Genomic DNA, 26,796 nt, shown 5'->3' with positions numbered 1-26,796 from the left:
CCAGATAACAGGCTGGCAAACAAATCATGGTAGAAGTTGAACTCTAAAACAGCAAAAAACCTCCCCAAAGGGAGGTTCCGTTCTATATTACAAACGTGCGTTGAGTTCTTTGCTCAATTCTTCAAATCCTGGTTTTCCAAGAAGGGCAAACATGTTGCGTTTGTAGGCTTCAACACCTGGTTGGTCAAATGGGTTGATCGCATTCAAGTAACCTGAAAGAGCGATGGCCAATTCGAAGAAGTAGATAGTGTAACCAAGAGTGAAGGCGTCTTGCTCTGGAAGAGTCACGTACATGTTTGGTACATCACCATCTGTGTGGGCAAGAAGGACACCGTCAGTTGCTTTTTTGTTTACAAAGTCAACGTCTTTTCCTTGAAGGTAACCAAGTCCGTCAAGGTCTTCTTCCAAAGTAGGAATGATCACATTCTTGCGTGGTTTGTCAACACGGACAACTGTTTCAAACATGATGCGAGTTCCTTCTTGGATAAATTGACCAAGTGAGTGCAAGTCAGTTGAGAAGTTTGCTGAAGTTGGGTAAATCCCTTTTTGGTCTTTCCCTTCTGACTCACCAGCCAATTGTTTCCACCATTCTGAGAAGTATTGAAGTGATGGCTCGTAGTTTACTAAGATTTCAGTTGCATAGCCTTTGCGGTAAAGGATGTTACGAACGGCTGCATATTGGTAAGCTTCGTTTTCTGAAAGTTTATCTGAAGTGTAATCTTTACGAGCTGCATTCGCACCTTCCATAAGGGCTTTGATGTCAGCACCTGATGCAGCGATTGGAAGCAAACCAACGGCTGTCAATACTGAGAAACGTCCACCGATGTCATCTGGAACCACAAATGTTTCCCAACCATTCGCATCTGCTTCAACCTTAACAGCACCTTTTTGGCGGTCAGTTGTTGCGTAGATACGTTTGTTGGCTTCTTCTTGACCGTATTTCTTAACCAAGAGTTCTTTAAAGACACGGAAGGCAATCGCTGGTTCAGTTGTTGTACCAGATTTAGAAATCACGTTTACTGAGAAGTCTTTGTCAGCTACGTACTCTACCAAGTCAGCAAGGTAAGTAGATGAGATTGAGTTTCCAGCGTAAAGGATTTGTGGAGCTTTGCGTTCTTCTTTTGTTTGCAAGTTCGCAAAGTGGTGGTTCAAGAAGTCGATGGCTGCTTTGGCACCAAGGTAAGATCCACCAATACCGATTACAACCAAGACATCGCTATCTGATTTGATTTGCTCAGCAGCTTTCAAGATGCGGTCGAATTCTTCGCGGTCATAATTTTCAGGAAGGTCCAACCAACCCAAAAAGTCGCTACCAGCACCAGTTCCTTTACGAATCAATTCGTCTGCAGCTGTTACTTGTGCTTGCATGTATTCCACTTCATGTGGGGCAACAAATTTGTCTAAAACTTTTGAATAATCAAATTTAATATGTGACATGATAATCCTCCATTTTTTCTTCCACTCTATCATATCGCTTTCATACTTTTTTAGCAAGTAATTCCTTCAATGAAAACGCTTTAATATAAAATTTTGTTAATTTTTTTACAATTTTGCAAATCCTTGACTAGAAGCGAACGCAATCGTTTGCGCAATCTGCTATTTTTACCACAAAATCCCTGTCCTCAATTTCATGGGTAGGTTGAGAGTTTCAGCGTCCTTTGGACTTGATTCGGTTTACAAGGATTAACGTATTCCCACCTTAACTAAATATTAGTCAAGCAATTCAACGCAGTAGCTGATTGGCTCTTCTTTCGCTTTTCAAGCTTAGAAGAAAGCCTAATCAGCCTTGCGGGGGTGGAACTACGAACAAAAGTTCTGTTCCACTCCCATCCATTGCTCTAAGATTCATCTGCGACTTTCAGTCTTGATTCGTTAAATATCGGAACGTAGTTCTCGCTTTGCTCGAACTGCGTCAATGCCTCTAAACTTATCTTCCTCCTTCGGAGTTGATTCGTTAAGAGGCATAGAAAAAGAGCACACAGTTCACTTCGCTTAGGGCTGCTGGATTCCTCCCCTGACCCGCTTCACGCAGAACTGTTGCTCCACTAATTAGTATAACACAAACTTTCTTTTTTGGCTAATTTTCTTTACTTTTTCCTGCGATTTCTGAAAAAGTTCTGCATAATCGCCGCACATTCTTCTTCTAAAAGGCCACTTTCAACCTCTACACGATGATTCAACCGCTCATCCGTCAGGATATCGTAGAGACTACCCCCAGCCCCGAATTTCTGGTTTTTCGCCCCATAGATCACCTTTGGAATCCGAGCCAGTCCGATGGCGCCGCTACACATGACGCAGGGCTCAATCGTGACAAAAAGCGTCGTATCCAGCAGACGCCAGCTATTTTCACGCTGATTGGCCTCCTCAATCGCCATGATTTCCGCATGCATGACCGCCCGCTGCAGCTCCTCACGCGCATTATGTCCACGTCCGATAATCTGACCATCCTTGACCAAGACACAACCAATCGGTATTTCATCATTGGCGAGGGCAATCTCCGCCTCCTTCAGCGCCTCCCTCATAAATATTTCTTTTTCCTCTATCGTGTAATCCATCTCTTCCCTCTTCCTTTTAGTTTCTTTGTTCATTATACCACAGGCGGCTCATGACTCACAAAAAAGCCGCCGATTGGGCGACTCTTATGGGAGATTATTATGAAAAAGTTTAGGAGGTTTAAACAAAGTTAGGAGGTCTTTGTTTATGCTTCTAGTATAGCTGGCCTATCTTAAATAAAGCTTAAGCTTTTTGAGTATTGATAATTTTAGCAATTTCTCCAACTTCTTGGACAATATAAGTCGCTCCAGCTTCTTCTAGCTCTTCCCTGCTACCAAAGCCATAAAGGACACCGATAGAATCAAGCTTTTGCGCTTGAGCGCCAAGCACATCGTGCTCCCTGTCTCCAATCATGATGGTATGCGCCAAATCTGTAATCCCATTTTGCTCTAAGGCATACTGGATAACATCGCTTTTTTTACTACGTTTTCTATCCATGGTCGCACCAGCAACAAAGTCAAAATAGTCATACAAGCCAAAATACTTGAGAATCTGAATGGAAAATTCTTCAGGTTTTGACGTAGCTACAATCAACTGTTTGCCAGCCTGTTTCAGAGAAGCTAGCAAGTCAGGTATACCTGGATAGACCTCATTTTCATAAAGGCCTTTTTCAGAAAAGTACTCATGATAGTAGTCAATGGCCTTTAAACATTCTTCCTTAGAAAATCCATAAAAGCGCTCAAAAGAATCCTGCAAGGGCGGACCGATGAAAACCCTCAATGCCTTCTTGTCTGGCACTTGAATCCCATATTTTCCTAAGGCATAGGCCACTGAGTTGGTAATCCCTAGTTCTGAATTGGTCAAGGTACCGTCTAGGTCAAATAAAATCGTTTGATACATTTTTTCCTCTTTCTGCTTTCAAAAAGAGGCTGGGACAAAAGCCCTAGCCTCTCAATTGTCTTTGGATTGTCGAGCAAGACGCAGTGGTTGAGTGGGCTCTACTACGCTGATTTCATCAGCTTTTACAGCCCTACTCAACTGTGTGGAGGTGGGACGACGAAATCGAATTCTAACGAATTACCGATTTCTGTCCCACTCTCTTGTCTTCGCTTGCTTATAAACTTGACCAAACACTTTCCAAGATATTAGTTTGCTCGCGACCTGGTCCGACTGAGAAAGTCGAAATGCGGACTCCAACCAGTTCGCTGACACGGCGAACATAATTGCGGGCATTTTCTGGCAGGTCTTCTAGACTGCGGACACCAGTGATGTCTTCTGACCAACCTGGCAATTCTTCATAGATTGGCTTGCAGCGCTTGAGCTGCTCCAAACTTGCTGGATAATGGTCGATTCGCTCCCCATCTAAGTCATAGGCCACACAGATTTTGACTGTATCCAGACCACTCAAAACGTCAATAGAGTTGAGGGAAAGATTGGTAATGCCTGATACGCGGCGGCTGTGGCGCATCACAACGGAGTCAAACCAGCCCACCCGACGCGGACGGCCCGTCGTTGTACCGTATTCATGGCCTACTTCGCGGATACGGTCGCCCACTTCATCAAACAGCTCTGTTGGGAATGGTCCATCACCGACACGGCTCGTATAGGCCTTGCAGACACCAACTACCTTGTCAATCTTGCTTGGACCAACACCTGAACCGATCGTTACCCCACCAGCAACTGGATTAGACGAGGTTACAAATGGATAGGTCCCTTGGTCAATATCCAGCATAACGCCTTGTGCCCCTTCAAAGAGGACACGCTTGCCTTGATCCAGCGCATCATTGAGGATGACAGATGTGTCAGTCACATACTGCTTGATTTGCTGACCGTATTCATAATATTCTTCAAAAATATCGTCAACGCTCATCGCTTGGCTATCATACAATTTCTCAAAGAGGCGGTTTTTCTCAGCTAGATTCCGCTCCAAGCGCTCTCTGAAAATGTCTTTATCCAAAAGGTCAGCGATGCGGATACCAACACGCGCAGCCTTGTCCATGTAGGCAGGACCGATTCCCTTGATCGTGGTACCAATCTTATTGTCGCCCTTAGCTTCCTCTTGCAGGCGATCCAGCTCGATATGGTAAGGCAGGATGACATGGGCACGATCTGAAATGCGCAAATTATCTGTGGTAACACCTTCTTCGTGCAGATAAGCCAACTCCTTGACCAGAGATTTAGGATTGACCACCATCCCATTTCCGATCACTGAGATCTTTTCTGGGAAGAAAATTCCTGACGGAATCAAGTGCAATTTATATTTTTTCCCGTCAATCACAATCGTATGTCCAGCATTGTCACCGCCTTGGTAGCGGGCAATCACTTCAGCATTGGCCGAAAGGAAATCCGTAATTTTCCCTTTTCCTTCATCTCCCCATTGGGTTCCTACAACAACAACTGATGTCATAATTTCGTCTGAGCTACGAGAGCTCTTCCTTTCTTAATCTACAAGGCAGGAGTTTCACCTGCAAACGTATCTTACACTTTATTATAAGAAAATTTTGAATTTTTTTCAAGATCAGGTGTCTTTTAAATTTGGATTTTCACTTTTGAAAGCGAATAATTCTTTTTAAAATTTTCTATTTTCACGAAATATATCCAACAAATGGGAATAAAAGTTCGGGAATTCATCAAAAACGTAGCGAATAGTTATTTTCTAGCCTTTTTTATAATAGACTGAAAGTACTATACTAAGGACGGAAAAACATGATGACTATTGATCGTTTACTTGAAAAGCTCGACCCTGCCAGCCCGATCTTACAGGCGACTTTTGGACTGGAAAGAGAATCCCTGCGCGTGACAGAGGCAGGGACACTGGCTTCAACTCCCCACCCCAGCTCTCTGGGTTCTCGGAGTTTTCATCCCTATATCCAGACGGATTTTAGCGAGCAGCAGCTCGAATTGATTACGCCCATCGCCTCTTCAACTCAGGAGGCCCGCCGCCTGCTGGGTGCCATCACCGATGTAGCTGGACGCTCCATTCCCCAAGATGAACTCATGTGGCCCTTGTCCATGCCTCCCCAACTCCGAGAAGACGAGATTGAAATTGCCCACCTAGAAAATGCCTACGAACTCCATTATCGGCAAGGTTTAGCGGAAAAATATGGCAAACGCCTCCAGACCATTTCCGGCATTCATTACAATATCGAGCTAGGAAAAGATTTGATGACGGCCCTCTTTGAGGCTAGCAACTTTTCTTCCTTCAAGGATTTTAAAAATGCTCTCTATCTCAAATTGGCTCGTAATTTCCTCCGTTTCCGCTGGTTCTTGACCTATCTTTATGGTGCGGCTCCACTGGCAGAAGCTGGCTTTTACGATGAGTCAGTTGAGGCTCCTGTTCGCTCACTCCGCAATAGCCATCACGGCTACGTCAATGACGAGCATATCCATGTGTCATTTCGCTCGCTGGAAAGCTATGTCTCGGACATCGAAGCCTATGTCGAGTCTGGCGACCTCAGTGCAGAAAAGGAATTTTACTCGCCTGTGCGCTTTCGCGGTCAAAAACGAAATCGAGACTATCTGGAACAAGGCATTACTTACTTGGAACTGCGCTGTTTCGACCTCAATCCTTTCGACGTTTTGGGCATCAGTCAAGAAACCTTGGACACGGTCCATCTCTTTCTCTTGGCTCTATTGTGGCTGGATGATGTGACAGATAGTGATACACAGCTACAAGCGGCTCATGCTCTCAACGATGCCGTTGCTTTGTCTCACCCCTTGACGCCCCTACCTGCAGAGGCCGACAGCTCTGCTATTCTCCAAGCTATGGAAAATGTGATCCAACATTTCAATCTCCCTGAGGCCTACCGTCAATTGCTAGCGCAAGTCAGAGCTACGCTGACTGAGCCCAAACTGACTCTGGCAGGGCAATTATTGCCTCATATTGAGAAGAACTCCCTCTCAGCATTTGGACTGGCAAAAGCACGGGAATATCGAGATTACGCCTGGACTGCACCCTACGCCCTCAAGGGCTACGAAAAGATGGAGCTGTCCACTCAAATGCTTATGTTTGACGCTCTCCAGAAAGGACTCCATCTCGAAATCTTAGATGAAAATGACCAATTTCTCAAGCTTTGGCACGGTCAGCATGTGGAGTATGTCAAAAACGGAAACATGACCTCCAAGGATAACTATGTCATCCCTCTAGCCATGGCCAATAAAACAGTCACCAAAAAGATTTTGGCAGCAGCTGATTTTCCTGTTCCGGCTGGGGCGGAGTTTTCTTCTCTTGAAGAAGGACTGGCCTATTACCCTTTGATTAAGGACCGACAAATTGTCGTCAAACCCAAGTCAACCAACTTCGGACTGGGCATCTCTATCTTCCAAGAACCAGCTAGTCTGGAATCTTATCACAAGGCTTTGGAGATTGCTTTTTCAGAAGACGCTGCCGTCTTGGTGGAGGAATTTATCGCTGGAACGGAATACCGCTTCTTTGTCTTAGACGGTCAATGTGAGGCAGTCCTCTTGCGCGTGGCAGCTAATGTCGTTGGAGACGGTCAACACACCGTGAGAGAATTGGTTGCCATCAAAAATGACAATCCTCTGCGCGGGCGCAACCATCGTTCACCGCTCGAAATCATTGAACTGGGGGACATTGAACTGCTCATGCTGGACCAGCAAGGCTACGGACCAGACGATATCTTGCCTGCTGGAGTCAAGGTTGACTTGCGGCGTAATTCCAACATTTCTACTGGCGGAGACTCGATTGATGTGACTGAAAGTATGCACCCGTCTTATAAGGAACTTGCTGCGGACATGGCAAAGGCTATGGGAGCTTGGGCTTGTGGCGTTGACCTAATCATCCCTGACAGCTCTGCTATTTCTACACAAGAAAATCCTAACTGTACCTGCATCGAGCTCAACTTCAATCCCTCTATGTATATGCATACCTATTGCGCTGAGGGACCGGGACAAAGCATCACCCCTAAAATACTGGCCAAACTTTTCCCAGAAATGGACTGATAAAACACGAATCGCAGGGGATCCCTTGCGATTCTTGCTTGCCCACTTGTGATAAAAAAGAACTCTTACGCTTGCTTTCAGGAAAGGAAGCAAAGCTCTTTCTTGATGAAGCAAACATTCTCATCAAATCTAAAAGTGCGGCTGAATATATCAATCTTTCTCCTTCAAAAACTAGCTTTTATGTTAAAATAGAGATATCATATTGAGAAGAAAGAGAAAGGTTTATGTCGAGAAGAAAGAATTATTCTAACCAGCAGCCGGAATGGTTTAGCTGGATTTGGATACTTGCAATTATTTTTGGTTCTGGAGTGATAGCCAGCTATCTGATCCCCATTGCTATTTTGGGAGGTATTGGCTACGGAATCTATCGCTACCAAAGACAGAAAAGAGTTCGTATTGAAGCTAAACAAGCCAGCATTGGCCGTATTGAAGATTTAAAGGCAGAGATTGGTCAGGCTGACCGCCGTATTAAAGAATTAGAAAGCTACCAAGAATACGGCAAGAAGGAAGACTACCAAGATTTGGCCCTGCAAATTCTTCCCCAACTCACCTATATCAAAAACGTTGCTAAGGAATTGCGAGATGAAATTCCTGCATCTGTCTACCAGCGCATTCAGACTAAAATTACTACTGTAACCGAGGAAATTGATAAACAACTGCAAAAAATTGAACGAGAGAAAAGGCAAAAAGAAGCGCAGCCTAAGAAAACTAGTCTAGAAGAGCTAGCCCCAGAATTGGTCGCTACGGTTCACAATATTCAGATTGACCACGAGGCCATTCTTCAAAAAATCTCTCAATCCGAAAGCAACAATAAGGAAGAATTGACTGCCATCCATCAGTCCCAGATGGAGCACTACGAAGATATTTTAGAAGGCTACCTCAAAATCAAAGCGTCTCCCAAAGATTTTTACAATGCTGAGGAGCGGCTAGCCAAGGCCAAAGCAGCTATCGAGCAGTTTGACTTGGACCTAGACGAGGCGCTGCGCCAATTAAATGAAGCTGATTTGAGGGATTTTGACATTAGCCTACGCATCTTAGACAAGGAAAAGCAAACAGACACCGGCTTTTAAGCTAGATAAACCAAAGGAGAAACTATGAGCCAAGAATTTAACTTTGACATTGATAAAATTGCCAACAATGCCATCAGTAAAAGCGACAAAACAACAGAAATCATCGAATCCAACACGACTCAAGAAAATGGCCAGCTAACTTTTCTAGAAAAGCTGACTCCTGAGCAACAGAGTGCGATTACGGCTAAGGCTCCGCAGCTTGTGGATAATTTCGTGTCGGACCAAAATGCCTTGCTGGACTTTGGCCAATCTGCTGTAGAAGAGGTCAACGGTACTGTCAATCGTATCTTAGCCGAGCAGAAAAAATTACAAATTCCCCAGGTAGATGAGCTCTTAAAAAACACCAACAAAGAACTCAATGGCTTTGTCGCAAAATACAAGGATGCTCAAGTAGCAGAATTGGACAAGAAGCCTAATTTCCTGGAAAAACTCTTCAAACAGAGCAAAAACACTCTTCAAGAATTCTATTTCGATTCACAAAATATTGAGCAGAAAATGGATGGCATGGCTGCAACCGTCGTCAAACAAGAAGATGTTTTGGCTCGCAATATTGTTTCTGCTGAAATGCTGATTGAAGACAATACCAAATCGATTGAAAATCTTGTCGGAGTTATTTCTTTTATCGAAGCGTCTCAGCGAGAAGCTGGCAATCGAGCGCTCAAGCTACAGGCTGAAGTTGCTCAGTTAGATATGACAACCCTTGACTACCAAGTTAAATCGCAAGAATTAGCCCGAATGACAGAGGTGGTCAATACCTTAGAGCAGCAACACACTGAATATGTCAGCCGTCTCTATGTGGCTTGGGCGACAACGCCTCAAATGCGTAACCTAGTCAAGGTTTCCTCTGATATGCGCCAAAAACTTGGAATGCTCCGCCGCAATACCATTCCAACGATGAAACTGTCTATCGCCCAGTTAGGCATTCTCCAGCAATCCATGAAGTCCGGTCAGGTAGCTGACGCTATCTCTAATGCGAATAACGCTGCCCTGCAAATGCTCGCCGAAACGAGCAAGGAAGTCATTCCTCAGCTGGAGCGGATTTCCCAAAGCCCTACTATCGCTGTTGAGTCTGTAACTAAGCTAGCAGAAAGCCTCGTTGCTCAAAACCAAGGCATTATCGAAGCCATTGATAAAGGACGGGAAAAACGCGCTCTGCTAGAAGCAGCGGTCATCCAATCTGCAGAGACCATCAACAACTCTGTCAAACTGCGTGATCAAAAGATTATCCAAGCCTTGCTGGACCAAGGCAAGGAAGCCCAGAAAGAATTAACTTCAGAATAATTAAAAGAGCCTAGATGGCTCTTTCAAATCGTAGACAAACGTCAAAAATTGATGTTTGTCTTTTTGTATTTTCCAAATTTTTTAGTCAAGAAGACAAAAATACACTCAACTCTTATGAAGAATTAAGTGCATTTTTTGGAAAAGTATAATTCTTTACAGACTTTTGACTGCTGCAATGGCTGCATCATAATCTGGCTCGGTGTTGATGTTGTCGACATATTCAGTATAGGTCACAGTGTTGTTTTCGTCCAAGACAAGAACTGCACGGGCCAACAGGTGCCATTCATTGATGAGGACAGCATAGTCGCGACCGAAAGAATGGTCGAAGTAGTCAGATAGCATGACAGCATTTTCGATACCTTCAGCAGCACACCACTTTCCTTGAGCAAAAGGTAAGTCAACTGAAATCGTGATTACAACAGTATTGTCCAAATCAGCCAGTTCTTGATTGAAACGACGAGTCTGAGTTGAGCAAACGCCAGTATCGATAGACGGCACGATGCTGAGGACTTTCTTTTTACCAGCAAAGTCAGCCAGAGTTTTCTTTGAAAGGTCAGTAGCTGTCAGGCTAAAATCATGGGCTGTGTCGCCGACTTGCAATTGCTGACCCGTAAAGGTTACAGGATTTCCGAGAAAAGTTGTCATAGGAAGTCTCCATTCATGTTTGATAACTCCATTGTACTGCGAATAGTGATTTTTTTCGAATAATTTGACCGAAAATTTGAGAGCGACTCCATATGAAGCTTGCCTTTCAGAAATAAAGAGGTTAGGATTTTATCTTCCTAACCTCTTATTATTATTTAGACAGACCTTCTGCGATCTTTTCTAAGTTGTATTTCATCATGCTGTAATAGCTATCTCCTTCTTCTCCTTTTTCTGCAACAGAGTCAGTGAAGATTTTAGCGTAGATTGGGATATTAGTGTCTTTAGAAACAGTCTTCATCGGACGGTCGTCTACACTTGATTCCACAAAGAGAGATGGCACTTTCGTCTTGCGTAGTTTTTCAACCAAAGTTTTAATTTGGTCTGGAGTCCCTTCTTCTTCAGTGTTGATTTCCCAAATATAGGCAGATGGCACATTGTAGGCCTTAGAGAAGTATTTGAAGCAACCTTCGCTGGTTACAATCATTTTCTTTTCTTCAGGAATGTTGTTGAATTTCTCTTTGGCTTCCTTGTCCAAAGCGCTTAGTTTTTCCACATAAGCTTTAAGATTTTTCTCGTAAGTTTCTTTGTTAGCTGGGTCTTTTTCGCTCAAACGCTTAGCAATGTTTTGAGCATAGATAATCCCATTTTCCAAGTTGAGCCAAGCATGAGGGTCTTCTTTCCCTTTTTCACTTTGGCCTTCCAAGTAAATCACGTCCACACCTTCGCTGACAGCATAATAGTCCTTGTTTTCTTTCTTCTTAGCATTTTCTACTAATTTTGTGAACCAAGCATTACCACCTGTTTCAAGGTTGATCCCATTGTAGAAGATCAGATCCGCTTGGGAAGTCTTTTTGACATCTTCAGGCAGAGGCTCGTATTCATGTGGGTCTTGGCCGACAGGTACGATACTGTGCAAATTGATCTTATCGCCAGCGATATTCTTTGTAATATCCGCAATAATCGAGTTGGTTGCAACAACATTCAATTTTGAAGAACCAGTCTCGGTACTGCTTTTTTGACTAGAGCAGGCTGCTAGGCCGACAAAAGCCAGCAAAAGCAGAACTAAGAAACGACATTTTTTCATTGGAAATCCTCCATAAATATATTATTTTACTTTTCTTTTTAAATACCGCTGTTTTGGTGCGATAAAAAATGAAACCAAAAAGATCAGGGCAGAGGTTAGAACGATACTAGAACCTGCTGCAACATTAAAACTATAACCGATGAAGAGACCTAAAACAGATGCACCAGCCCCCAAGGCAGATGACAATAAAATCATGGTCTTGAGACTCTTGGCATAGAGATAGGCCGTTGCAGCTGGTGTAATCAGCATGGCCACAATCAGAATCGTTCCGACACTTTGCATGGCTGTGACAGATACCAGAGTCAATAGAATCATCAGCAAATAGTGGTAAAAATTCACCTTCATTCCCATAGCCTTGGCTAAAAGTGGATCAAAGGAGGTCAACAAAAGTTGCTTGAAGAAAATACTAATGACCAGCAGCACCAAAATACCCACGCCAATACTAATCCACATATCAAGGTCTTGTACCGCCAAGATATTCCCAAAGAGAATATGGAAGAGGTCGGTCGAACTCTTGGCAACGCTAATCAAAATGATCCCCAGAGCCAAGAAGGAAGAAAAAGTAATCCCGATAGCCGTGTCACTCTTGATAATGGAATTGCCCTTGATGTAGGTGATAATAATAGAAGCTAGTAAGCCAAAGGTAATGGCACCGATGAAGAAATTAATCCCCAAAATATAAGACAGAGCCACACCGGGCAGCACCGCGTGAGAGATGGCATCCCCCATGAGCGACATGCCCCGCAAGATGATAAAGCACCCAACGGCACCGGCCACCACTCCAATCACAATGGCCGTAATCAACGCATTTTGCAGGAAATGAAAATCATGTAAGCCTTGAATAAATTCCTGAATCATCCTAGTCACCTCCATTCATAAAGAGCTGAGAACCGTAGGTCTTCTGCATATTTTCTTTGGTGAAGGTACTCTCGGTTGATCCGAAAGCGACGACTTTTTTGTTAAGTAGCAAGACCTGATCAAAATAAGCGACCACCTTGCTCAAGTCATGGTGGACAATCAAAATCGTCTTTCCGGCTTTTCTTAGCTGGCGGAGGGTCGCCATGATAATCTCTTCACTGACCGAGTCAATCCCAACAAAAGGCTCATCTAGGAAAATATAGTCCGCCTCCTGAACCAAGCAACGGGCAATCAAGACCCGCTGGAATTGCCCACCAGATAACTGGCTAATCTGCCGCTCAGCAAAATCTTCTAAACCAACGATTTTCAAAGCCCGAGCAACCTTTTCCCAGTCAGACGCTTTGAGGCGTTGAAAGAGCTTGATCTTAGGATACAGGCCCAAAGATACACACTCCTTGACCTTTATAGGAAAATTATAGTCAATGTGAATTTTCTGCTCTACATAAGCAATCTTGCTTAATTCTTGCTTCATGGGTTTTCTATCTAGAAAGGTCTGCCCCTCACTCTCAACAATTCCTAACATACCTTTTATGAGAGTTGACTTTCCAGCCCCGTTTGGTCCGATAATCCCTGTGATAGTTGGTCCTTTTATTGTTAAAGAAGTTGGTTCTAAGGCCAGTTGTCCTTGATAACTGACACTTAAATTTTTCATTTCAATCATTGTTACACCTCTTTTGTTTTAATATACATTAAAATGAAAATTAAGTCAAGTTAATTTTTAAAAAATCCTTAAAATCAATATAAGAAATATTTGAAAAAAGGAGCTAATTTTGATAAGGTTATATCAAAAGCATGAAAGTGAGAACAAGATGACACGTTTACAAGATGATTTTTATGATGCCATTAATGGTGAATGGGCCAAAACAGCGGTTATCCCAGATGACAAGCCTGTAACCGGCGGCTTCACAGATTTGTCAGATGAGATTGAAAAGCTGATGCTCTCCACTACTGATCAATGGCTGCGGGGTGAGAAAGTTCCTGATGATGCTATTTTGCAAAACTTTATCAAGTACCATCGTTTAGCTGCTGACTATGACAAGCGGGAAGAACTCGGTGTCAAGCCTGTTTTGCCTTTGATTGCAGAATACCAAGCACTCAACTCCTTTGCAGAATTTACCACAAAGATTGCCGAGTTTGAGCTGGCTGGCAAGCCCAATTTCTTTCCTTTTGGTGTGGCGCCTGACTTTATGGACGCCCGTATTAATGTCCTTTGGGCAGATGCACCAGGTACTATTCTCCCAGACACAACCTACTATGCCGATGGGCATCCTCAAAAGGACAAGCTCTTGAAAAAATGGCGTGAGTCTTCCGAAGCTTTGCTGCAAAAATTCGAATTTTCAGCAGAAGAAATCCAAGATTTGCTGGATAAGGTTTTAGAACTGGATGCTCGAATCGCCAAAGTCGTTCTGTCACGGGAGGAAAGCTCAGAATATGCCAAGCTTTACCACCCTTACAAGTGGGAAGACTTCAAGGCCTTAGCACCGAATCTACCTTTAGATGCCATCTTCACCCAACTCATCGGGCAAATTCCTGACCAGATTATCGTACCGGAGGAGCGTTTCTGGCAGGCTGCCGACCAATTCTACTGCGAAGAGGCTTGGCCCCTGCTCAAGGCCGTGCTTATCTTTAACGCTATCGCGTCAGCTGAAGCCTACTTGACTGACGAAATCCGTGTCCTAGCAGGCGCTTATCGTCGCGCCCTATCTGGAACACCTCAGGCGCAAGACAAGAAAAAAGCCGCCTTTTACCTAGCTCAAGCGCCTTTCAATCAAGCCATCGGGCTCTGGTATGCTGGTCAAAAATTCTCCCCTGAAGCCAAGGCCGATGTGGAGCAGAAGGTAGCCAACATGATCCAAGTCTACAAGGAACGCCTCGCAAGCAATGACTGGCTGACACCAGAAACTCGGGACAAGGCCATTGTCAAACTCAATGTCATCAAGCCTTATATCGGCTACCCAGAGGAGCTGCCTGAGCGCTATGCAGACAAGCTTGTGGATGAAAATCTCAGCCTCTTCGAAAATGCTCAAAAACTGCGACAAGTGGAAATTGAGTATGGTTGGAGCAAGTGGAACCAGCCCGTGGATTACAAAGAATGGGGAATGCCAGCCCACATGGTCAATGCCTACTACAATCCTCAGAAAAACCTGATTGTCTTTCCAGCGGCTATCCTGCAGGCACCTTTCTATGACCTGCACCAGTCTTCTTCAGCCAATTATGGCGGTATCGGTGCGGTTATTGCCCATGAGATTTCCCATGCCTTTGATACCAACGGCGCTTCCTTTGATGAAAACGGCAGCCTCAACAACTGGTGGACGGAGCATGACTACCAAGCCTTTACTGAGCGGACTCAGAAAGTCATTGACCAGTTCGAAGGTCTAGATTCTTACGGTGCTAAGGTCAATGGTAAGCTGACCGTTTCAGAAAATGTAGCGGACTTGGGCGGTATTGCAGCAGCTCTTGAAGCAGCCAAGAAAGAAGACGATTTCTCTGCGGAGGAATTCTTCACCAACTTTGCCCGCATCTGGCGGATGAAGGGGCGCGAAGAGTACATGAAGCTTCTAGCCAGCGTCGATGTCCATGCGCCCGCTAAACTTCGGACCAATGTCCAACTGCCTAACTTTGACGACTTCTTTACGACCTTTGATGTCCAAGAAGGAGACGGCATGTGGCGTAGCCCAGAAGAGCGCGTGGTGATTTGGTAACAACTTCAATAATAATTAATCAATCAAAAAACCTGCTCAGGAAGGCATTAGAGCCTTCCCGAACAGGTTTTTATAGTTCTTTTATTTCTTTCATATAACCGGCTGTGATGATACCAGCGGGCAGAGCCACAATGGCGATTCCTAAAAAGGAAGAAATCATGGTAATAATTTTTCCAGTCGTTGAAACTGCATAAATATCACCATAACCAACCGTCGTCAAGGAGATAGTTGCCCAGTAGAGGGCGTCAAAAAAATTAGGAAATGTACTAGGCTCGACATTAAAAATGATAAGGGCAGAAATGAAGATGTAGCCAAGAGCCAAAAGAGCCGCAAACTATTATTCAACAAAAAGAGGGAAGGCAAAATGCAGAGCAAATCAGCCAGCGCCAGAAAGGTAAAAGGATAGAGGAAAAAAGAGAGCTTCCCTTTTTCCAATTTATAATCGGCAGTAACGAGTCTAAGCACGTAGTCAATAACAAAAATAATCGTTGACACAAAATCCAACCACATGAAGATTCCTGTGTGACTTTTGGTGGTCAGGGGGATCAGGCTGACAATAATAGTCAGGAACATAAGCACATCATAGGATTTTTCAATCGCATTTTCCTTTTGATGGGGCTCAATAATCTGAAATAAAGTCTTTCTTGTCATCCTCAACCTCACTTTTTTAAACTTGCTTTCATTCTATTTGTTTTTAAAAATAAGTCAAGGTCAAGCCGCAAAGATTTTCTTCATTCTCCTTCGTCGGTTACTTTCAAAATCCCTTGAAAATGGTATAATAGATAGAAACGTGTCTAGAACACAGAAAAGATCGTTGGAGAGTAAATGATTATGGCAACTTACAATCACAAAGAAATCGAGCCCAAGTGGCAGAAATACTGGGCTGAGCACCATACATTCAAGACAGGTACGGACAAGGACAAGCCTAACTTTTATGCGCTGGATATGTTTCCTTATCCATCAGGAGCTGGTCTGCACGTAGGACACCCTGAAGGCTACACAGCGACGGATATCCTCAGCCGCTACAAGCGCGCGCAAGGCTACAATGTCCTTCACCCAATGGGTTGGGATGCCTTTGGTCTGCCAGCCGAGCAGTACGCTATGGATACAGGCAATGACCCGGCTGACTTTACAGCAGAAAACATTGCCAACTTCAAACGCCAAATAAATGCGCTTGGTTTTTCTTACGACTGGGATCGGGAAGTTAACACGACTGACCCTAACTACTACAAGTGGACCCAGTGGATTTTCACCAAGCTCTACGAAAAAGGCCTGGCTTATGAAGCTGAAGTGCCAGTAAACTGGGTTGAAGAGCTGGGAACGGCTATTGCCAATGAGGAAGTCCTGCCAGACGGCACATCTGAGCGCGGTGGTTATCCAGTTGTCCGCAAACCTATGCGTCAGTGGATGCTGAAAATCACAGCTTATGCAGAACGTTTGCTCAATGACTTGGAGGAGCTGGACTGGACTGAGTCTATCAAGGACATGCAGCGCAACTGGATCGGGAAATCAACCGGTGCCAATGTAACCTTCAAGATTAAGGACACAGACAAGGACTTCACTGTCTTTACGACTCGTCCGGACACTCTTTTTGGTGCGACCTATGCTGTTTTAGCTCCGGAGCATGCTCTCGTCGATGCCATTACAAGTGCAGAACAAGCCCAAGCAGTAGCAGACTACAAACATGCAGCCAGCCTCAAATCCGACCTTGCTCGGACTGATTTAGCCAAGGAGAAGACCGGTGTCTGGACAGGAGCTTATGCCATCAATCCTGTCAATGGCAAGGAAATCCCCATCTGGATTGCCGACTATGTGCTTGCAAGCTACGGAACAGGTGCCATCATGGCTGTTCCTGCACACGACGAGCGCGACTGGGAGTTTGCTAAGCAGTTTGATTTAGAGATTATTCCGGTTCTAGAGGGTGGCAATGTTGCAGAAGCTGCTTACACAGAAGACGGTCCGCATATTAACTCTGGCTTCCTAGATGGCTTGGACAAGGCTGCCGCTATTGACAAGATGGTTGCTTGGCTGGAAGCGGAAGGTGTCGGAAATGAAAAAGTCACTTATCGCCTGCGCGACTGGCTCTTTAGCCGTCAACGCTACTGGGGTGAGCCGATTCCAATTATTCATTGGGAAGATGGCACCTCAACGGCTGTTCCTGAAAATGAATTGCCGCTCGTCTTGCCTGTAACCAAGGATATCCGCCCTTCTGGTACCGGTGAAAGTCCTCTGGCCAATCTGACTGACTGGCTGGAAGTGACTCGGGAAGATGGTGTCAAAGGACGCCGCGAAACCAACACCATGCCACAATGGGCTGGTTCTAGCTGGTATTACCTGCGTTACATTGACCCACACAACAATGAGAAATTAGCAGACGAAGACTTGCTCAAGGCCTGGCTGCCAGTTGATATTTATATCGGTGGCGCAGAGCACGCTGTGCTCCACCTGCTCTACGCCCGCTTCTGGCACAAGTTCCTCTATGATATCGGAGTGGTTCCGACCAAAGAGCCTTTCCAAAAACTCTTTAACCAAGGAATGATTCTGGGAACAAGCTACCGTGATAGTCGCGGTGCTCTAGTGGCGACAGACAAGGTGGAAAAACGCGATGGTTCTTTCTTCAATATCGAAACTGGAGAAGAACTAGAGCAGGCACCAGCTAAGATGTCTAAGTCTCTGAAGAATGTGGTCAACCCAGACGATGTAGTGGAGCAATATGGTGCCGATACACTTCGTGTCTATGAAATGTTCATGGGGCCGTTGGATGCATCCATCGCTTGGTCAGAAGAAGGTCTGGAAGGTAGCCGTAAGTTCCTGGATCGTGTCTACCGTTTGATTACAAGTAAAGAAATCGTTGCGGATAACAATGGTGCTCTCGACAAGGTATACAACGAAACAGTCAAGTCTGTCACAGAGCAGATTGAGGAGCTCAAGTTTAACACAGCCATTGCCCAGCTCATGATCTTTGTCAATGCAGCTAACAAGGAAGAGAAGCTCTATGTCGAATACGCTAAAGGCTTTATTCAATTGCTGGCGCCTTTTGCACCGCACTTGGCTGAAGAACTCTGGCAGGCAGTCGCTCAAACTGGCGAGAGCATTTCCTATGTAGCTTGGCCAACTTATGATGAGAGTAAACTGGTCGAGGCAGAGGTCGAAATCGTAGTTCAAATCAAGGGTAAAGTTCGTGCTAAACTAGTCGTAGCAAAGGACTTGAGCCGTGAGGAATTGCAGGAAATCGCTCTGGCAGATGAGAAAATCAAGTCTGAAATCGCTGGTAAAGAAATCGTGAAAGTCATTAGTGTGCCAAATAAACTGGTTAATATTGTGGTGAAATAATCAGTTGGCTACAACATTATCGTGATTACAAAGAAAGGAGTCGTTTAAAACGGCTCCTCAGATTGAAGACAAAGTCCTTAGAAGACACTTTTCTAAGGGCTTTTCTTTTTGTAAAGTCGTATAATAGAGGTGAGAAGAATTGTGAGGTATTCTCTATGTTTCACAAAGAAAAACCTGATTATCATCGCTGCCAATATGGCTTCTATACGATCGACGAATTGGTCCCAGAGGATCACTTTCTTCGCCAAGTGGATTCAAAGCTTGATTTTGATTTTATCTATGACTTGGTAGAAGACACCTATAGTCCAGATAATGGTCGTCCTAGTCTCGATCCTGTCATGTTAGTCAAAATCCCTTTGATTCAATGTTTTTATGGCATTCGCTCCATGCGCCAAACCATTAAAGATATTGAAGTAAATGTAGCTTATCGTTGGTTTCTTGGACTAAGCTTGGATGACAAGGTCCCTCATTTTACCACCTATGGAAAGAATTACAGTCGTCGTTTTCAAGATAAAGAATTAATTTCAGAGATATTTTCGCGAGTGCTCCATCAAGCTTTATGTGCTGGCTTAATTGATCCTTCGGAACTATTTGTGGATGGTACTCACATCAAAGCGGCAGCTAACAGTCACAAATATCGTAAGAAAATGGTTGCCCAACAAGCTAAATTTATGAGTGAGCAATTGGAAGTTGAGATTGATTTAGATAGGAGGAAACATGAAAAAAAGTCCTTAAAGCCCGCAAAAGAAAGCGAGGCTAAAGAAAAGAAAATCTCAAGGACAGACCCAGAGAGTGGCTGGTTCCACAAGGGTCAACACAAGGAAGTATTTGCCTATTCTGCCCAGGTAGCTTGTGACAAGCATGGTTGGGCACTAGCTTATAGTGTTGAAGCAGGAAATGTACACGATAGTCAGGCTTTCCCTGCCCTTTTTTCAAAGATAGAAGCTTTCTCCCCACGCTACATTATTGCGGACTCAGGCTATAAGACCCCAGCTATTGCTCATTATTTATTAGAGCGAAACATCATCCCTGTCTTTCCCTATACCCGCCCCAAGGGTGTAAAAGGGAACTTAAGGCCCGGTGATTTTGTTTATGATGCCTTCTATGACTGTTACCTCTGCCCAGAGAACCAAGTGTTAACCTATCGCACGACGACCCGAGCAGGCTACCGTGAGTATAAGAGTGATCCAAAAGTATGTGTCGCCTGTCCCCTATCATCAGTTTGTACCCAGAGCCAGAATCAGCAGAAAGTCATCACAAGACATGTATGGAAAGATGACCTTGAATTTTGTGAAGAGATTCGCCACAAAAGAGGGATGAAGGAGCTTTATAAGAAGCGCAAGGAAACAATTGAGCGACTCTTTGGGACTGCTAAGGAATATCATAACTTGAGATACACCAGAGAGAAAGGAAAGTCCAAAATGGAAGATAAGGTTGGGCTTACTTTGGCGTGTTTGAATCTTAAAAAACTAGTAAAAATGAGGGTGGACAAGCCTTTTTATTTTGTTCAAATGACCATTATTCTATCAAAAGATGAAATATTAGCCTGACAAACAGAAAAAGACAAACACCATTTGGAATGTTTGTCTTCAATCTGAGGAGTCGTTTAAAACGGCTCCTTTTTTGATAGGAATTTTCCCTTAAATCGTCGGACTTTTCTCATTTTCCGACTTTCACTTGCTATCGTCGTTCTTTTTATTTATAATGATTATAAATAAAAAGAAAAGAGAAAAGTTTTAGAATGGAAGAACATAAGATTGACAAAAATTTTAGTGGACGCCTGAATATTTTGCGGGCTGGGGTTTTGGGGGCCAACGACGGTATTATTTCTATCGCAGGGGTGGTCATCGGGGTGGCCAGTGCGACGGAAGATGTTTGGATTATCTTTCTATCTGGTCTGGCTGCTGTCTTTGCAGGTGCATTTTCTATGGCAGGCGGGGAGTATGTATCCGTTTCCACTCAGAAGGACACTGAGGAGGCTGCAGTAGCTAGAGAGCGAGAACTCTTGGAAAAAAATCCAGATATTGCCAGACAGTCGCTCTACGCCTCCTACGTCCAAAACGGTGAGTGCGAGACTTCTGCCCAACTCTTGACCAATCGTGCCTTCTTGCAGGATCCGCTCAAGGCCTTGGTCGAGGAAAAGTACGGCATTGAGGTCGAAGAGTTCACTAATCCTTGGCATGCAGCTATATCCAGCTTTCTAGCCTTTGCCATAGGTGCAATCTTCCCTATGCTGACCATCGTTCTGCTTCCGGCTGCCTATAGGATTCCAGCGACCGTCCTTGTTGTAGCTCTTTCCCTCTTGGGAACCGGCTATACTAGTGCAAAATTGGGACAGGCACCCATTAAAAATGCCATGATCCGTAACCTCACTATCGGACTTTTGACCATGGCTGTCACCTATCTCGTAGGTCAATTCTTCTCAATTTAAAAGAAGAACTATTCAGGCAAGCATAATAAAAAAGATTGAAAAGAAATAATTTCTTTTCAATCTTTTTTTGTTATAAACTTAGATTAGTTTTGGCCAAGAGCAGCTGCCATTGTTGCTGCAACTTCTGATTCGAAGTCGTTAGCTGCTTTTTCAATACCTTCACCAACTTCAAAGCGAACAAACTCAACTACTGAAGCATTCACTGATTCAAGGTAAGCTTCAACTGTCTTGCTGTCATCCATGATGTACACTTGTGCAAGAAGTGTATAAGCTTGGTCAACTTTAGTGTTGTCAAGCAAGAAGCGATCCATTTTACCTGGGATGATCTTGTCCCAGATTTTTTCTGGTTTGCCTTCAGCAGCCAATTCAGCTTTGATGTCAGCTTCAGCTTGTGCAATCACTTCGTCAGTCAACTGAGCTTTTGAACCATATTTCAAGTGTGGAAGTGCTGGCTTGTCAACCATAGCGCGGCTTTCATTGTCTTGATCGATCGCGTGGTTTAATTGTGCCAATTCATCTTTAACAAATTGCTCATCCAATTCTTTGTATGAAAGAACAGTTGGTTTCATCGCTGCGATATGCATAGAAATTTGTTTCGCAAGAGCGTCATCACCACCGTCAATCACTGAAACAACACCGATACGGCCACCATTGTGTTGGTAAGCACCGAAGTGTTGAGCATCAGTCTTTTCAACCAAAGCAAAACGACGGAATGAGATTTTTTCTCCGATAGTCGCAGTTGCAGATACGTATGCAGCTTCAAGAGTTTCACCTGAAGGCATTGTCAATGCAAATGCTTCTTCGTTGTTCGCTGGCTTGCCTTCTGCGATAACTTTTGCAGTAGCATTTACCAATTCAACAAATTGAGCGTTTTTCGCAACAAAGTCAGTTTCAGCGTTGACTTCAACGATAGCTGCAACGTTACCATCCACATAAACGCCTGTCAAACCTTCAGCGGCAACACGGTCAGCCTTCTTAGCTGCTTTTGCCATACCTTTTTCGCGAAGCAATTCAATCGCTTTTTCGATGTCACCATCTGTTTCAACCAATGCTTTCTTAGCGTCCATGACACCAGCACCAGATTTTTCGCGCAATTCTTTTACAAGCTTAGCTGTAATTTCTGCCATTTTTCTTCTCCTATGTTTACTATTTTTAAATAAAGGGGCCGGGCTGAGCCCCGCCCCTTTAGGTTAATTGACTTATGAAAATTATGCGTTGTCGCCTTCTACAACTTCAACGATTTCTTCGATTGAGTCTGCTTGAGTTTCAGTTGCAGCAAATTCTGCTTCAACAGTCGCTACAGCGTCCTCACCTTGACGGCCTTCGATAACAGCATCAGCCATTTTCGCAGTGATCAATTTAACGGCACGGATAGCGTCGTCGTTAGCAGGGATAATCACATCGATATCGTCTGGATCAGTGTTTGTGTCAACCATCGCAACTACTGGAATACCAAGTTTCTTAGCTTCCTTAACAGCGATTTGCTCTTTATGAGGGTCAACGATGTACATTACATCTGGGATGCGAGGCATATCTTCGATACCACCCAAGAATTTTTCAAGACGAGCACGTTGTTTGTTCAAAAGTGCTACTTCTTTCTTAGGAAGAACTTCGAAGATTCCTTCTTCTTCCATACGTTTGATTTCTTTCAAACGAGCAACACGTTTTTGGATAGTTGTCCAGTTTGTAAGAGTTCCACCCAACCAACGGTGGTTGATGTAGTATTGACCAGCACGTTCTGCTTCTTCTTTTACAGCTTCAGCAGCTTGCTTTTTAGTACCAACAAACAAGATAACTGCATCGTTTGCAGCTGCATCACGCATGAAGTCATAAGCTTGATCTGCGTATTTTACAGTTTGTTGAAGGTCGATAACGTGGATACCGTTACGCTCAGTGAAGATGTACTTAGCCATCTTAGGGTTCCAGCGACGAGTTTGGTGACCAAAGTGAACACCAGCCTCAAGAAGTTGTTTCATTGAAATTACTGCCATGAGTAAATTCTCCTTTTTGTTTTTTTCCTCTTTTAGATTTCAGCTCGCAGAGCTACCAATCGGCAACGGCTCCACAATTCATCTAAAATGAGTATTTCTACCGTTTAAACGGCATCTACTATCATATCAAATTTTCTAGCTTTTGACAAGTATTTGGGCAGTATTTTCTCTCCTTAATCCAGTTTATCTATTAGGATTCCTTCAAGAAATTCTCACTTAAGTCGGGTCAGACTCTTGACGAATAGGCTGTTTTACGATAGAATAGTAAGAGTTGCGGCGGTATAGCCAAGTGGTAAGGCACGGCTCTGCAAAAGCTTGATCGTCGGTTCAAATCCGTCTACCGCCTTTTTTATCGGTTTAAATCCGACTTTATACTAACTAAAAGCCTGAAAAATCAGGCTTTTTTTGCTTGTTTTTTACGTCATTTGTCAAGTTTAATGAATTGCAATGATCCCAGAATGACCAGCTTTTATCTAAAATCTCAGCGCTGCTAACAAAAAAGAGCGGAAAATGCTTTCCGACTCCTTTTCATGCATTCAAAAATTATAATTCAGCAATTTGGCTGAGGTTGACTTCGGCCACCGTGTCATTTCCAAACATAGAGATAATCATCTTGACCTTATTATTGTCAATTTCCGTGATTTTACCAGTATAGTTAGCAAAGGCACCTTCAATGATGCGAACTGTATCGCCCACTTTGACATCCAAGTCAAACTCTTGAACCGTTTGTCCCATAGAAATCAGAATGCTGCGGATTTCTTCTTCCAAGAGCGGAGTTGGTTTCGAACGGTTTCCGTGTGAACCTACAAATCCAGTTACGTTTGGTGTGTTCCGCACGACAAACCAAGCTTCGTCCGTCATGACCATCTCAACCAAGACATAACCTGGGAAGCGGTTCTCTTCGACTTCCTTGCTCTTGCCGTTTTTCTCGACTTGTACGGTCTGAGTCGGAATTTCCACGCGCAGGATATTTTCCAGCATATTATAGGTCTGGGCACGTTGCAAGAGATTTTCCTTTACCTTATTTTCATAGCCTGAGTAGGTTTGCAGTACAAACCAGCCTTTATCAAAACTGTCCATGTTTTGTCCTTTCCTAAATAAAAAAGCCTAGGGCTTCTGCTTGATATCTAGCCCTATTATACCATAAAATCTAAAATTACAAAGCATTTTGGTAAATATTTTACAGACAAATAGAGTTGCCTAAGCAACTCTATCTTTCTTATGAAAACATGTTGATTATGCGGAAGAGACCGCTGGCAACTACCTTATCAAAAATATAGATGACAACAGCAAAGAATGCTGTGTATTCCATTACGGAAAGGAAATCAGTCCATCTTTCTTTACGGGTAGGCCAAGTTGTATCTCGTAGCAAAACGAAAACATCTTTAATGAATTTCACAACTATCTCCTATCTGGTTTCTTTATGCAGTGTATATTTACTGCAGTGTTTACAATATTTATTCACTTCTAGACGCGTAGGTTTTGGAGTGCTACTAAGTTTGATTGAGTAGTTTCGTGACCCACAAACTGTACACGCTAGACTCGCTTTTTTTAATGCCATGACGCCTCCATTCCTCTATTATAGCAGTTTTCTACTTCTTTGACAAGCCGTTTAGATGATTAATGGAACCAGCCAGTAATGGTATCCCAGAGATTTTTGGCTTTTTCAGTAATCCCAGACTCATCGATAGCTTTCTTGGCATCATCTACCAGGTTTTGCGCCCGCTCCTGGACATCTTTCAGGAAGTCTTTATTTTCGCTAGTCGTATTCGTTTGACCAGTTCCGTAGGTATCGACCGGGGAAATCCCATTTTCAGCATAGGCATTTTTCTCACCCGAGAAGGAAGTTCCTTCCGTATAAGGCAGGATGGTGTTGGCTACATTGCGGAAAATAGCCGAAGCTTCATTGGCACTTGTACCAGTCAGATAGTGAGTTTCATCCGTCTTAGGGAAGCCCAGCCATTGGCTGATAACTACATCTGGTGTGTAGCCGATGACCCACTGGTCTCCTGACAAATCAGGGTTAAAGTCAGTCTCTGTCGTTCCTGTCTTTCCAGCCATTGTATAGCCATACGGAGCTGCATAGACTCCCGTTCCGTTTGAGAAAGTTCCCAGCATCATACTGGTCATCTTTTCTGTGGTTGAGCGATTGAGAACGCGGGTAGAAGTCTGCCGGTGGGTTTTAACAACCTGACCACTAGCATTTTCTATCTTGGTGATAAGATGGGCATCATTCATAACTCCATCATTCGCAAAGACTGAATAGGCTTGAGCCATCTGAAGTGGATTGGTCGTCACGCCGCTTCCCAGAGCCACACCTAGATTCTGTTCTACCTTGTCCATATTAAGCCCAAACTTTTTGCCGTATTCAAAGGCCTTGTTCACGCCTAATTCATCCACTGTTGAAACCGCGGGGATATTGAGCGATTCAGCCAAGGCTTGATACATCGGAACCGTCGGTGAACTTTGGATATTGCCGTAGTTATTGACCTTATAGTCACCAAAAACTGTCCGACTATTATCTAGCTCCTTATCCGTTGACCAGCCGGCTGCTATAGCTGGGCTGTAGGCCACCAAAGGCTTGATGGTTGAGCCTGGACTACGAGCAGACTGAGTCGCATAGTTGAACGTCCTAAAAGCAGAGCCATCAGCACTGTTGACACGGCCAACCAGAGCCCGAACACCACCCGTCTTAGGATCCAGCGCTACGCTTCCTGACTCGGCCCGCGTCCCGTCCTCAGCCAGCGGGAAGAGATCAACATTGCTATAAATAACCTGCATGCTGGCTTGGTAATTTTGGTCCAATTCAGTGTAAATCCGATAGCCGTTGTTAACGATTTCTTCTTCCGTCAGACCGTAATCATTGACCGCTTCATTGATAACAGCATCAAAATAAGATGGGTAGCGGTAGTCTTCTGACTTGCCTTCGTAGGCATCGACTAGCTGGCCTCCAATACCAACCGTCGCAGCCTGATCCGCCGTCGCCTGATCAATGTAACCTGCCGCCACCATATTTTGAAGAACGGTGTCACGACGGTTGGTTGCATTTTCGACTGAATACAGGGGATTATATAGCTCTGGTCCTTTGAGCATACCAGCTAGAACCGCTGATTGATCCAAGCTGAGCTGGCTGGCAGATACACCAAAGTATTTCTTGCTGGCATCTTCCACTCCCCAAACGCCATTTCCAAAATAAGAATTATTGAGATACATGGTCAGGATTTCCTGCTTGCTGTACTTTTTGTTAATCTCTAAAGCTAGGAAAAATTCCTTGGCCTTCCGCTCAATGGTCTGATCCTGAGAAAGATAGGCATTTTTGGCCAACTGCTGCGTGATAGTCGAGCCACCACCCGAACGCCCCGCAGTCAAAATGGCCAGAAAGAAGCGACTATAGTTAATCCCGCCATTCTTATAAAAGGATCGGTCTTCTGTCGCAATCACAGCGTTCTGCAAGTCCTGACTAATCGCATCCAATTCGACATAGGTTCCCTTTTGCCCAGACAAGCTGCCCGCTTCATTTCCATCCTTATCATAGATCAAGGTCGTGGCTTTAAGAGCATTCTGCAAATCTTTGACATTAGTCGTCTTAGCTACATAAAAAAGATAGCCACCAACTACCAGACCAAAGGTCAAGCCGAGAATCAAGAATATCTTGGTCAGATGAAACCTGCGCCAAAAGCGACGGAAAGGATGTTGAGACAGGGGCTTCTTCCGATTCTTACCAGACCGGCTATAGCTAGGCTCAGGCGTCTCGCCCTCCAACTCCTCAGCAACCTTCTTCTCAGGCTGATCCGTTTTAAACAAATTGACTAATTTTTCAAATATATCATTTAATTTCTTCATAAAACATATTTTATCACCTTATCCATGCAGACACAAGGCACGA

21 protein-coding genes, 1 tRNA gene, 1 other RNA gene and 1 pseudogene are annotated in these 26,796 nt (G+C 44.1%); 8 read left to right on the top strand and 16 right to left on the bottom strand.

The window, feature by feature from the left end:
• Positions 1-87: 87 nt before the first annotated feature.
• The 5 genes from HBA50_RS01030 to HBA50_RS01010 all read right to left on the bottom strand — a co-directional run bounded on the left by HBA50_RS01030 (position 88) and on the right by HBA50_RS01010 (position 4,900).
• A complete protein-coding gene (locus tag HBA50_RS01030; RefSeq protein ID WP_000018248.1) occupies positions 88-1,437 on the bottom strand; it encodes a glucose-6-phosphate isomerase in 1,350 nt (449 codons plus the stop codon).
• Between the two features lie 526 nt (positions 1,438-1,963).
• Positions 1,964-2,049: signal recognition particle sRNA small type (ffs, locus tag HBA50_RS01025), an RNA gene on the bottom strand.
• Between the two features lie 38 nt (positions 2,050-2,087).
• Positions 2,088-2,555 carry a tRNA adenosine(34) deaminase TadA gene (tadA, locus tag HBA50_RS01020; protein ID WP_179856637.1) on the bottom strand — a complete coding sequence of 156 codons (468 nt, stop codon included), beginning with the start codon at positions 2,553-2,555 and terminating at the stop codon, positions 2,088-2,090.
• 181 nt (positions 2,556-2,736) lie between these two features.
• Positions 2,737-3,393, bottom strand: a complete 657-nt coding sequence (locus tag HBA50_RS01015; RefSeq protein WP_045500343.1) for an HAD family hydrolase — start codon at positions 3,391-3,393, stop codon at positions 2,737-2,739.
• 214 nt (positions 3,394-3,607) lie between these two features.
• Entirely contained in the window at positions 3,608-4,900 is a 1,293-nt protein-coding gene (locus HBA50_RS01010; RefSeq protein WP_045500340.1) for an adenylosuccinate synthase, read from the bottom strand.
• A gap of 302 nt (positions 4,901-5,202) precedes the next feature.
• Here HBA50_RS01010 and gshAB point away from each other — a divergent pair, with 302 nt between their 5' ends.
• From gshAB to HBA50_RS00995, 3 genes are all read left to right on the top strand, one after another.
• Positions 5,203-7,455 carry a bifunctional glutamate--cysteine ligase GshA/glutathione synthetase GshB gene (gene gshAB / locus HBA50_RS01005; protein ID WP_045500939.1) on the top strand — a complete coding sequence of 751 codons (2,253 nt, stop codon included), beginning with the start codon at positions 5,203-5,205 and terminating at the stop codon, positions 7,453-7,455.
• 224 nt (positions 7,456-7,679) lie between these two features.
• Positions 7,680-8,525, top strand: a complete 846-nt coding sequence (locus tag HBA50_RS01000) for a membrane protein (protein WP_045500337.1) — start codon at positions 7,680-7,682, stop codon at positions 8,523-8,525.
• 24 nt (positions 8,526-8,549) lie between these two features.
• The gene (locus HBA50_RS00995; protein ID WP_045500334.1) at positions 8,550-9,806 is read left to right on the top strand and encodes a toxic anion resistance protein; all 1,257 of its coding nucleotides are present in this window, start codon (positions 8,550-8,552) and stop codon (positions 9,804-9,806) included.
• A gap of 153 nt (positions 9,807-9,959) precedes the next feature.
• Here HBA50_RS00995 and tpx read toward each other — a convergent pair whose 3' ends face one another.
• The 4 genes from tpx to HBA50_RS00975 form a co-directional block, all read right to left on the bottom strand.
• Complete coding sequence (tpx, locus tag HBA50_RS00990) at positions 9,960-10,451, bottom strand: thiol peroxidase (protein WP_045500331.1); 492 nt, start codon at positions 10,449-10,451, stop codon at positions 9,960-9,962.
• A 151-nt stretch (positions 10,452-10,602) separates the two neighbouring features.
• The gene (scbA, locus tag HBA50_RS00985; protein WP_045500328.1) at positions 10,603-11,535 is read right to left on the bottom strand and encodes a metal ABC transporter substrate-binding lipoprotein/adhesin ScbA; all 933 of its coding nucleotides are present in this window, start codon (positions 11,533-11,535) and stop codon (positions 10,603-10,605) included.
• A gap of 21 nt (positions 11,536-11,556) precedes the next feature.
• The gene (locus HBA50_RS00980; RefSeq protein WP_045500324.1) at positions 11,557-12,393 is read right to left on the bottom strand and encodes a metal ABC transporter permease; all 837 of its coding nucleotides are present in this window, start codon (positions 12,391-12,393) and stop codon (positions 11,557-11,559) included.
• 1 nt (position 12,394) lies between these two features.
• The gene (locus tag HBA50_RS00975) at positions 12,395-13,114 is read right to left on the bottom strand and encodes a metal ABC transporter ATP-binding protein (RefSeq protein ID WP_045500322.1); all 720 of its coding nucleotides are present in this window, start codon (positions 13,112-13,114) and stop codon (positions 12,395-12,397) included.
• A gap of 148 nt (positions 13,115-13,262) precedes the next feature.
• Here HBA50_RS00975 and HBA50_RS00970 point away from each other — a divergent pair, with 148 nt between their 5' ends.
• Positions 13,263-15,155 carry a M13 family metallopeptidase gene (locus HBA50_RS00970; RefSeq protein WP_045500321.1) on the top strand — a complete coding sequence of 631 codons (1,893 nt, stop codon included), beginning with the start codon at positions 13,263-13,265 and terminating at the stop codon, positions 15,153-15,155.
• 70 nt (positions 15,156-15,225) lie between these two features.
• Here the strand turns inward: HBA50_RS00970 and HBA50_RS00965 are convergent.
• A pseudogene (locus tag HBA50_RS00965) lies at positions 15,226-15,806 on the bottom strand (potassium channel family protein).
• A 180-nt stretch (positions 15,807-15,986) separates the two neighbouring features.
• On the opposite strand from HBA50_RS00965, the gene leuS reads away from it, so the two are divergent.
• The 3 genes from leuS (at position 15,987) to HBA50_RS00950 (ending at position 20,919) form a co-directional block, all read left to right on the top strand.
• Positions 15,987-18,488 carry a leucine--tRNA ligase gene (leuS, locus tag HBA50_RS00960; RefSeq protein ID WP_045500938.1) on the top strand — a complete coding sequence of 834 codons (2,502 nt, stop codon included), beginning with the start codon at positions 15,987-15,989 and terminating at the stop codon, positions 18,486-18,488.
• A 155-nt stretch (positions 18,489-18,643) separates the two neighbouring features.
• On the top strand, positions 18,644-20,038 hold the full coding sequence (locus HBA50_RS00955; protein ID WP_045496874.1) for an IS1182 family transposase: 1,395 nt from the start codon (positions 18,644-18,646) through the stop codon (positions 20,036-20,038).
• A 191-nt stretch (positions 20,039-20,229) separates the two neighbouring features.
• Positions 20,230-20,919 (top strand): VIT1/CCC1 transporter family protein, encoded by a 690-nt coding sequence (locus HBA50_RS00950; protein ID WP_045500318.1) that lies wholly within the window; start codon positions 20,230-20,232, stop codon positions 20,917-20,919.
• 83 nt (positions 20,920-21,002) lie between these two features.
• Here the strand turns inward: HBA50_RS00950 and tsf are convergent, their stop codons facing one another.
• Positions 21,003-22,046, bottom strand: coding sequence for a translation elongation factor Ts (gene tsf, locus HBA50_RS00945; RefSeq protein ID WP_005591546.1), 1,044 nt, complete (start codon positions 22,044-22,046; stop codon positions 21,003-21,005).
• A gap of 81 nt (positions 22,047-22,127) precedes the next feature.
• A complete protein-coding gene (gene rpsB / locus HBA50_RS00940) occupies positions 22,128-22,910 on the bottom strand; it encodes a 30S ribosomal protein S2 (protein WP_015605907.1) in 783 nt (260 codons plus the stop codon).
• A gap of 275 nt (positions 22,911-23,185) precedes the next feature.
• Between rpsB and HBA50_RS00935 the strand changes: the two genes are divergently transcribed.
• A tRNA-Cys gene (locus tag HBA50_RS00935) sits at positions 23,186-23,256 on the top strand.
• Between the two features lie 197 nt (positions 23,257-23,453).
• On the opposite strand, the gene nusG is transcribed toward HBA50_RS00935, so the two are convergent.
• From nusG to pbp2a, 4 genes are all read right to left on the bottom strand, one after another.
• On the bottom strand, positions 23,454-23,990 hold the full coding sequence (gene nusG / locus HBA50_RS00930; RefSeq protein WP_045500316.1) for a transcription termination/antitermination protein NusG: 537 nt from the start codon (positions 23,988-23,990) through the stop codon (positions 23,454-23,456).
• 139 nt (positions 23,991-24,129) lie between these two features.
• Positions 24,130-24,309: a preprotein translocase subunit SecE gene (secE, locus tag HBA50_RS00925; protein WP_005592084.1), complete on the bottom strand. Its 180-nt coding sequence runs from the start codon at positions 24,307-24,309 to the stop codon at positions 24,130-24,132.
• A 9-nt stretch (positions 24,310-24,318) separates the two neighbouring features.
• A complete protein-coding gene (gene rpmG, locus HBA50_RS00920) occupies positions 24,319-24,471 on the bottom strand; it encodes a 50S ribosomal protein L33 (RefSeq protein ID WP_015605910.1) in 153 nt (50 codons plus the stop codon).
• 59 nt (positions 24,472-24,530) lie between these two features.
• The gene (gene pbp2a, locus HBA50_RS00915) at positions 24,531-26,753 is read right to left on the bottom strand and encodes a penicillin-binding protein PBP2A (protein WP_045500313.1); all 2,223 of its coding nucleotides are present in this window, start codon (positions 26,751-26,753) and stop codon (positions 24,531-24,533) included.
• Between the last annotated feature and the right edge of the window lie 43 nt (positions 26,754-26,796).

It is taken from the genome of Streptococcus cristatus ATCC 51100, from assembly GCF_011612585.1.
Lineage (GTDB): Bacteria > Bacillota > Bacilli > Lactobacillales > Streptococcaceae > Streptococcus > Streptococcus cristatus_H.
Note: the sequence above shows the minus strand (reverse complement) of the source record. Positions and strands in the feature narration are given on the sequence as shown.

Coding starts and splice junctions, on each gene's coding strand:
- tpx (WP_045500331.1), bottom strand. CDS start 10,451: ATGACAACTTTTCTCGGAAATCCTGTAACCTTTACGGGTCAGCAATTG.
- leuS (WP_045500938.1), top strand. CDS start 15,987: ATGGCAACTTACAATCACAAAGAAATCGAGCCCAAGTGGCAGAAATAC.
- gshAB (WP_045500939.1), top strand. CDS start 5,203: ATGACTATTGATCGTTTACTTGAAAAGCTCGACCCTGCCAGCCCGATC.
- rpsB (WP_015605907.1), bottom strand. CDS start 22,910: ATGGCAGTAATTTCAATGAAACAACTTCTTGAGGCTGGTGTTCACTTT.
- HBA50_RS00955 (WP_045496874.1), top strand. CDS start 18,644: ATGTTTCACAAAGAAAAACCTGATTATCATCGCTGCCAATATGGCTTC.
- HBA50_RS00950 (WP_045500318.1), top strand. CDS start 20,230: ATGGAAGAACATAAGATTGACAAAAATTTTAGTGGACGCCTGAATATT.
- HBA50_RS01000 (WP_045500337.1), top strand. CDS start 7,680: ATGTCGAGAAGAAAGAATTATTCTAACCAGCAGCCGGAATGGTTTAGC.
- nusG (WP_045500316.1), bottom strand. CDS start 23,990: ATGGACAGTTTTGATAAAGGCTGGTTTGTACTGCAAACCTACTCAGGC.
- tadA (WP_179856637.1), bottom strand. CDS start 2,555: ATGGATTACACGATAGAGGAAAAAGAAATATTTATGAGGGAGGCGCTG.
- pbp2a (WP_045500313.1), bottom strand. CDS start 26,753: ATGAAGAAATTAAATGATATATTTGAAAAATTAGTCAATTTGTTTAAA.
- scbA (WP_045500328.1), bottom strand. CDS start 11,535: ATGAAAAAATGTCGTTTCTTAGTTCTGCTTTTGCTGGCTTTTGTCGGC.
- HBA50_RS01015 (WP_045500343.1), bottom strand. CDS start 3,393: ATGTATCAAACGATTTTATTTGACCTAGACGGTACCTTGACCAATTCA.
- tsf (WP_005591546.1), bottom strand. CDS start 22,046: ATGGCAGAAATTACAGCTAAGCTTGTAAAAGAATTGCGCGAAAAATCT.
- HBA50_RS00980 (WP_045500324.1), bottom strand. CDS start 12,393: ATGATTCAGGAATTTATTCAAGGCTTACATGATTTTCATTTCCTGCAA.
- HBA50_RS00975 (WP_045500322.1), bottom strand. CDS start 13,114: ATGATTGAAATGAAAAATTTAAGTGTCAGTTATCAAGGACAACTGGCC.
- rpmG (WP_015605910.1), bottom strand. CDS start 24,471: ATGGCATTAAAAAAAGCGAGTCTAGCGTGTACAGTTTGTGGGTCACGA.
- HBA50_RS01010 (WP_045500340.1), bottom strand. CDS start 4,900: ATGACATCAGTTGTTGTTGTAGGAACCCAATGGGGAGATGAAGGAAAA.
- HBA50_RS00970 (WP_045500321.1), top strand. CDS start 13,263: ATGACACGTTTACAAGATGATTTTTATGATGCCATTAATGGTGAATGG.
- HBA50_RS01030 (WP_000018248.1), bottom strand. CDS start 1,437: ATGTCACATATTAAATTTGATTATTCAAAAGTTTTAGACAAATTTGTT.
- HBA50_RS00995 (WP_045500334.1), top strand. CDS start 8,550: ATGAGCCAAGAATTTAACTTTGACATTGATAAAATTGCCAACAATGCC.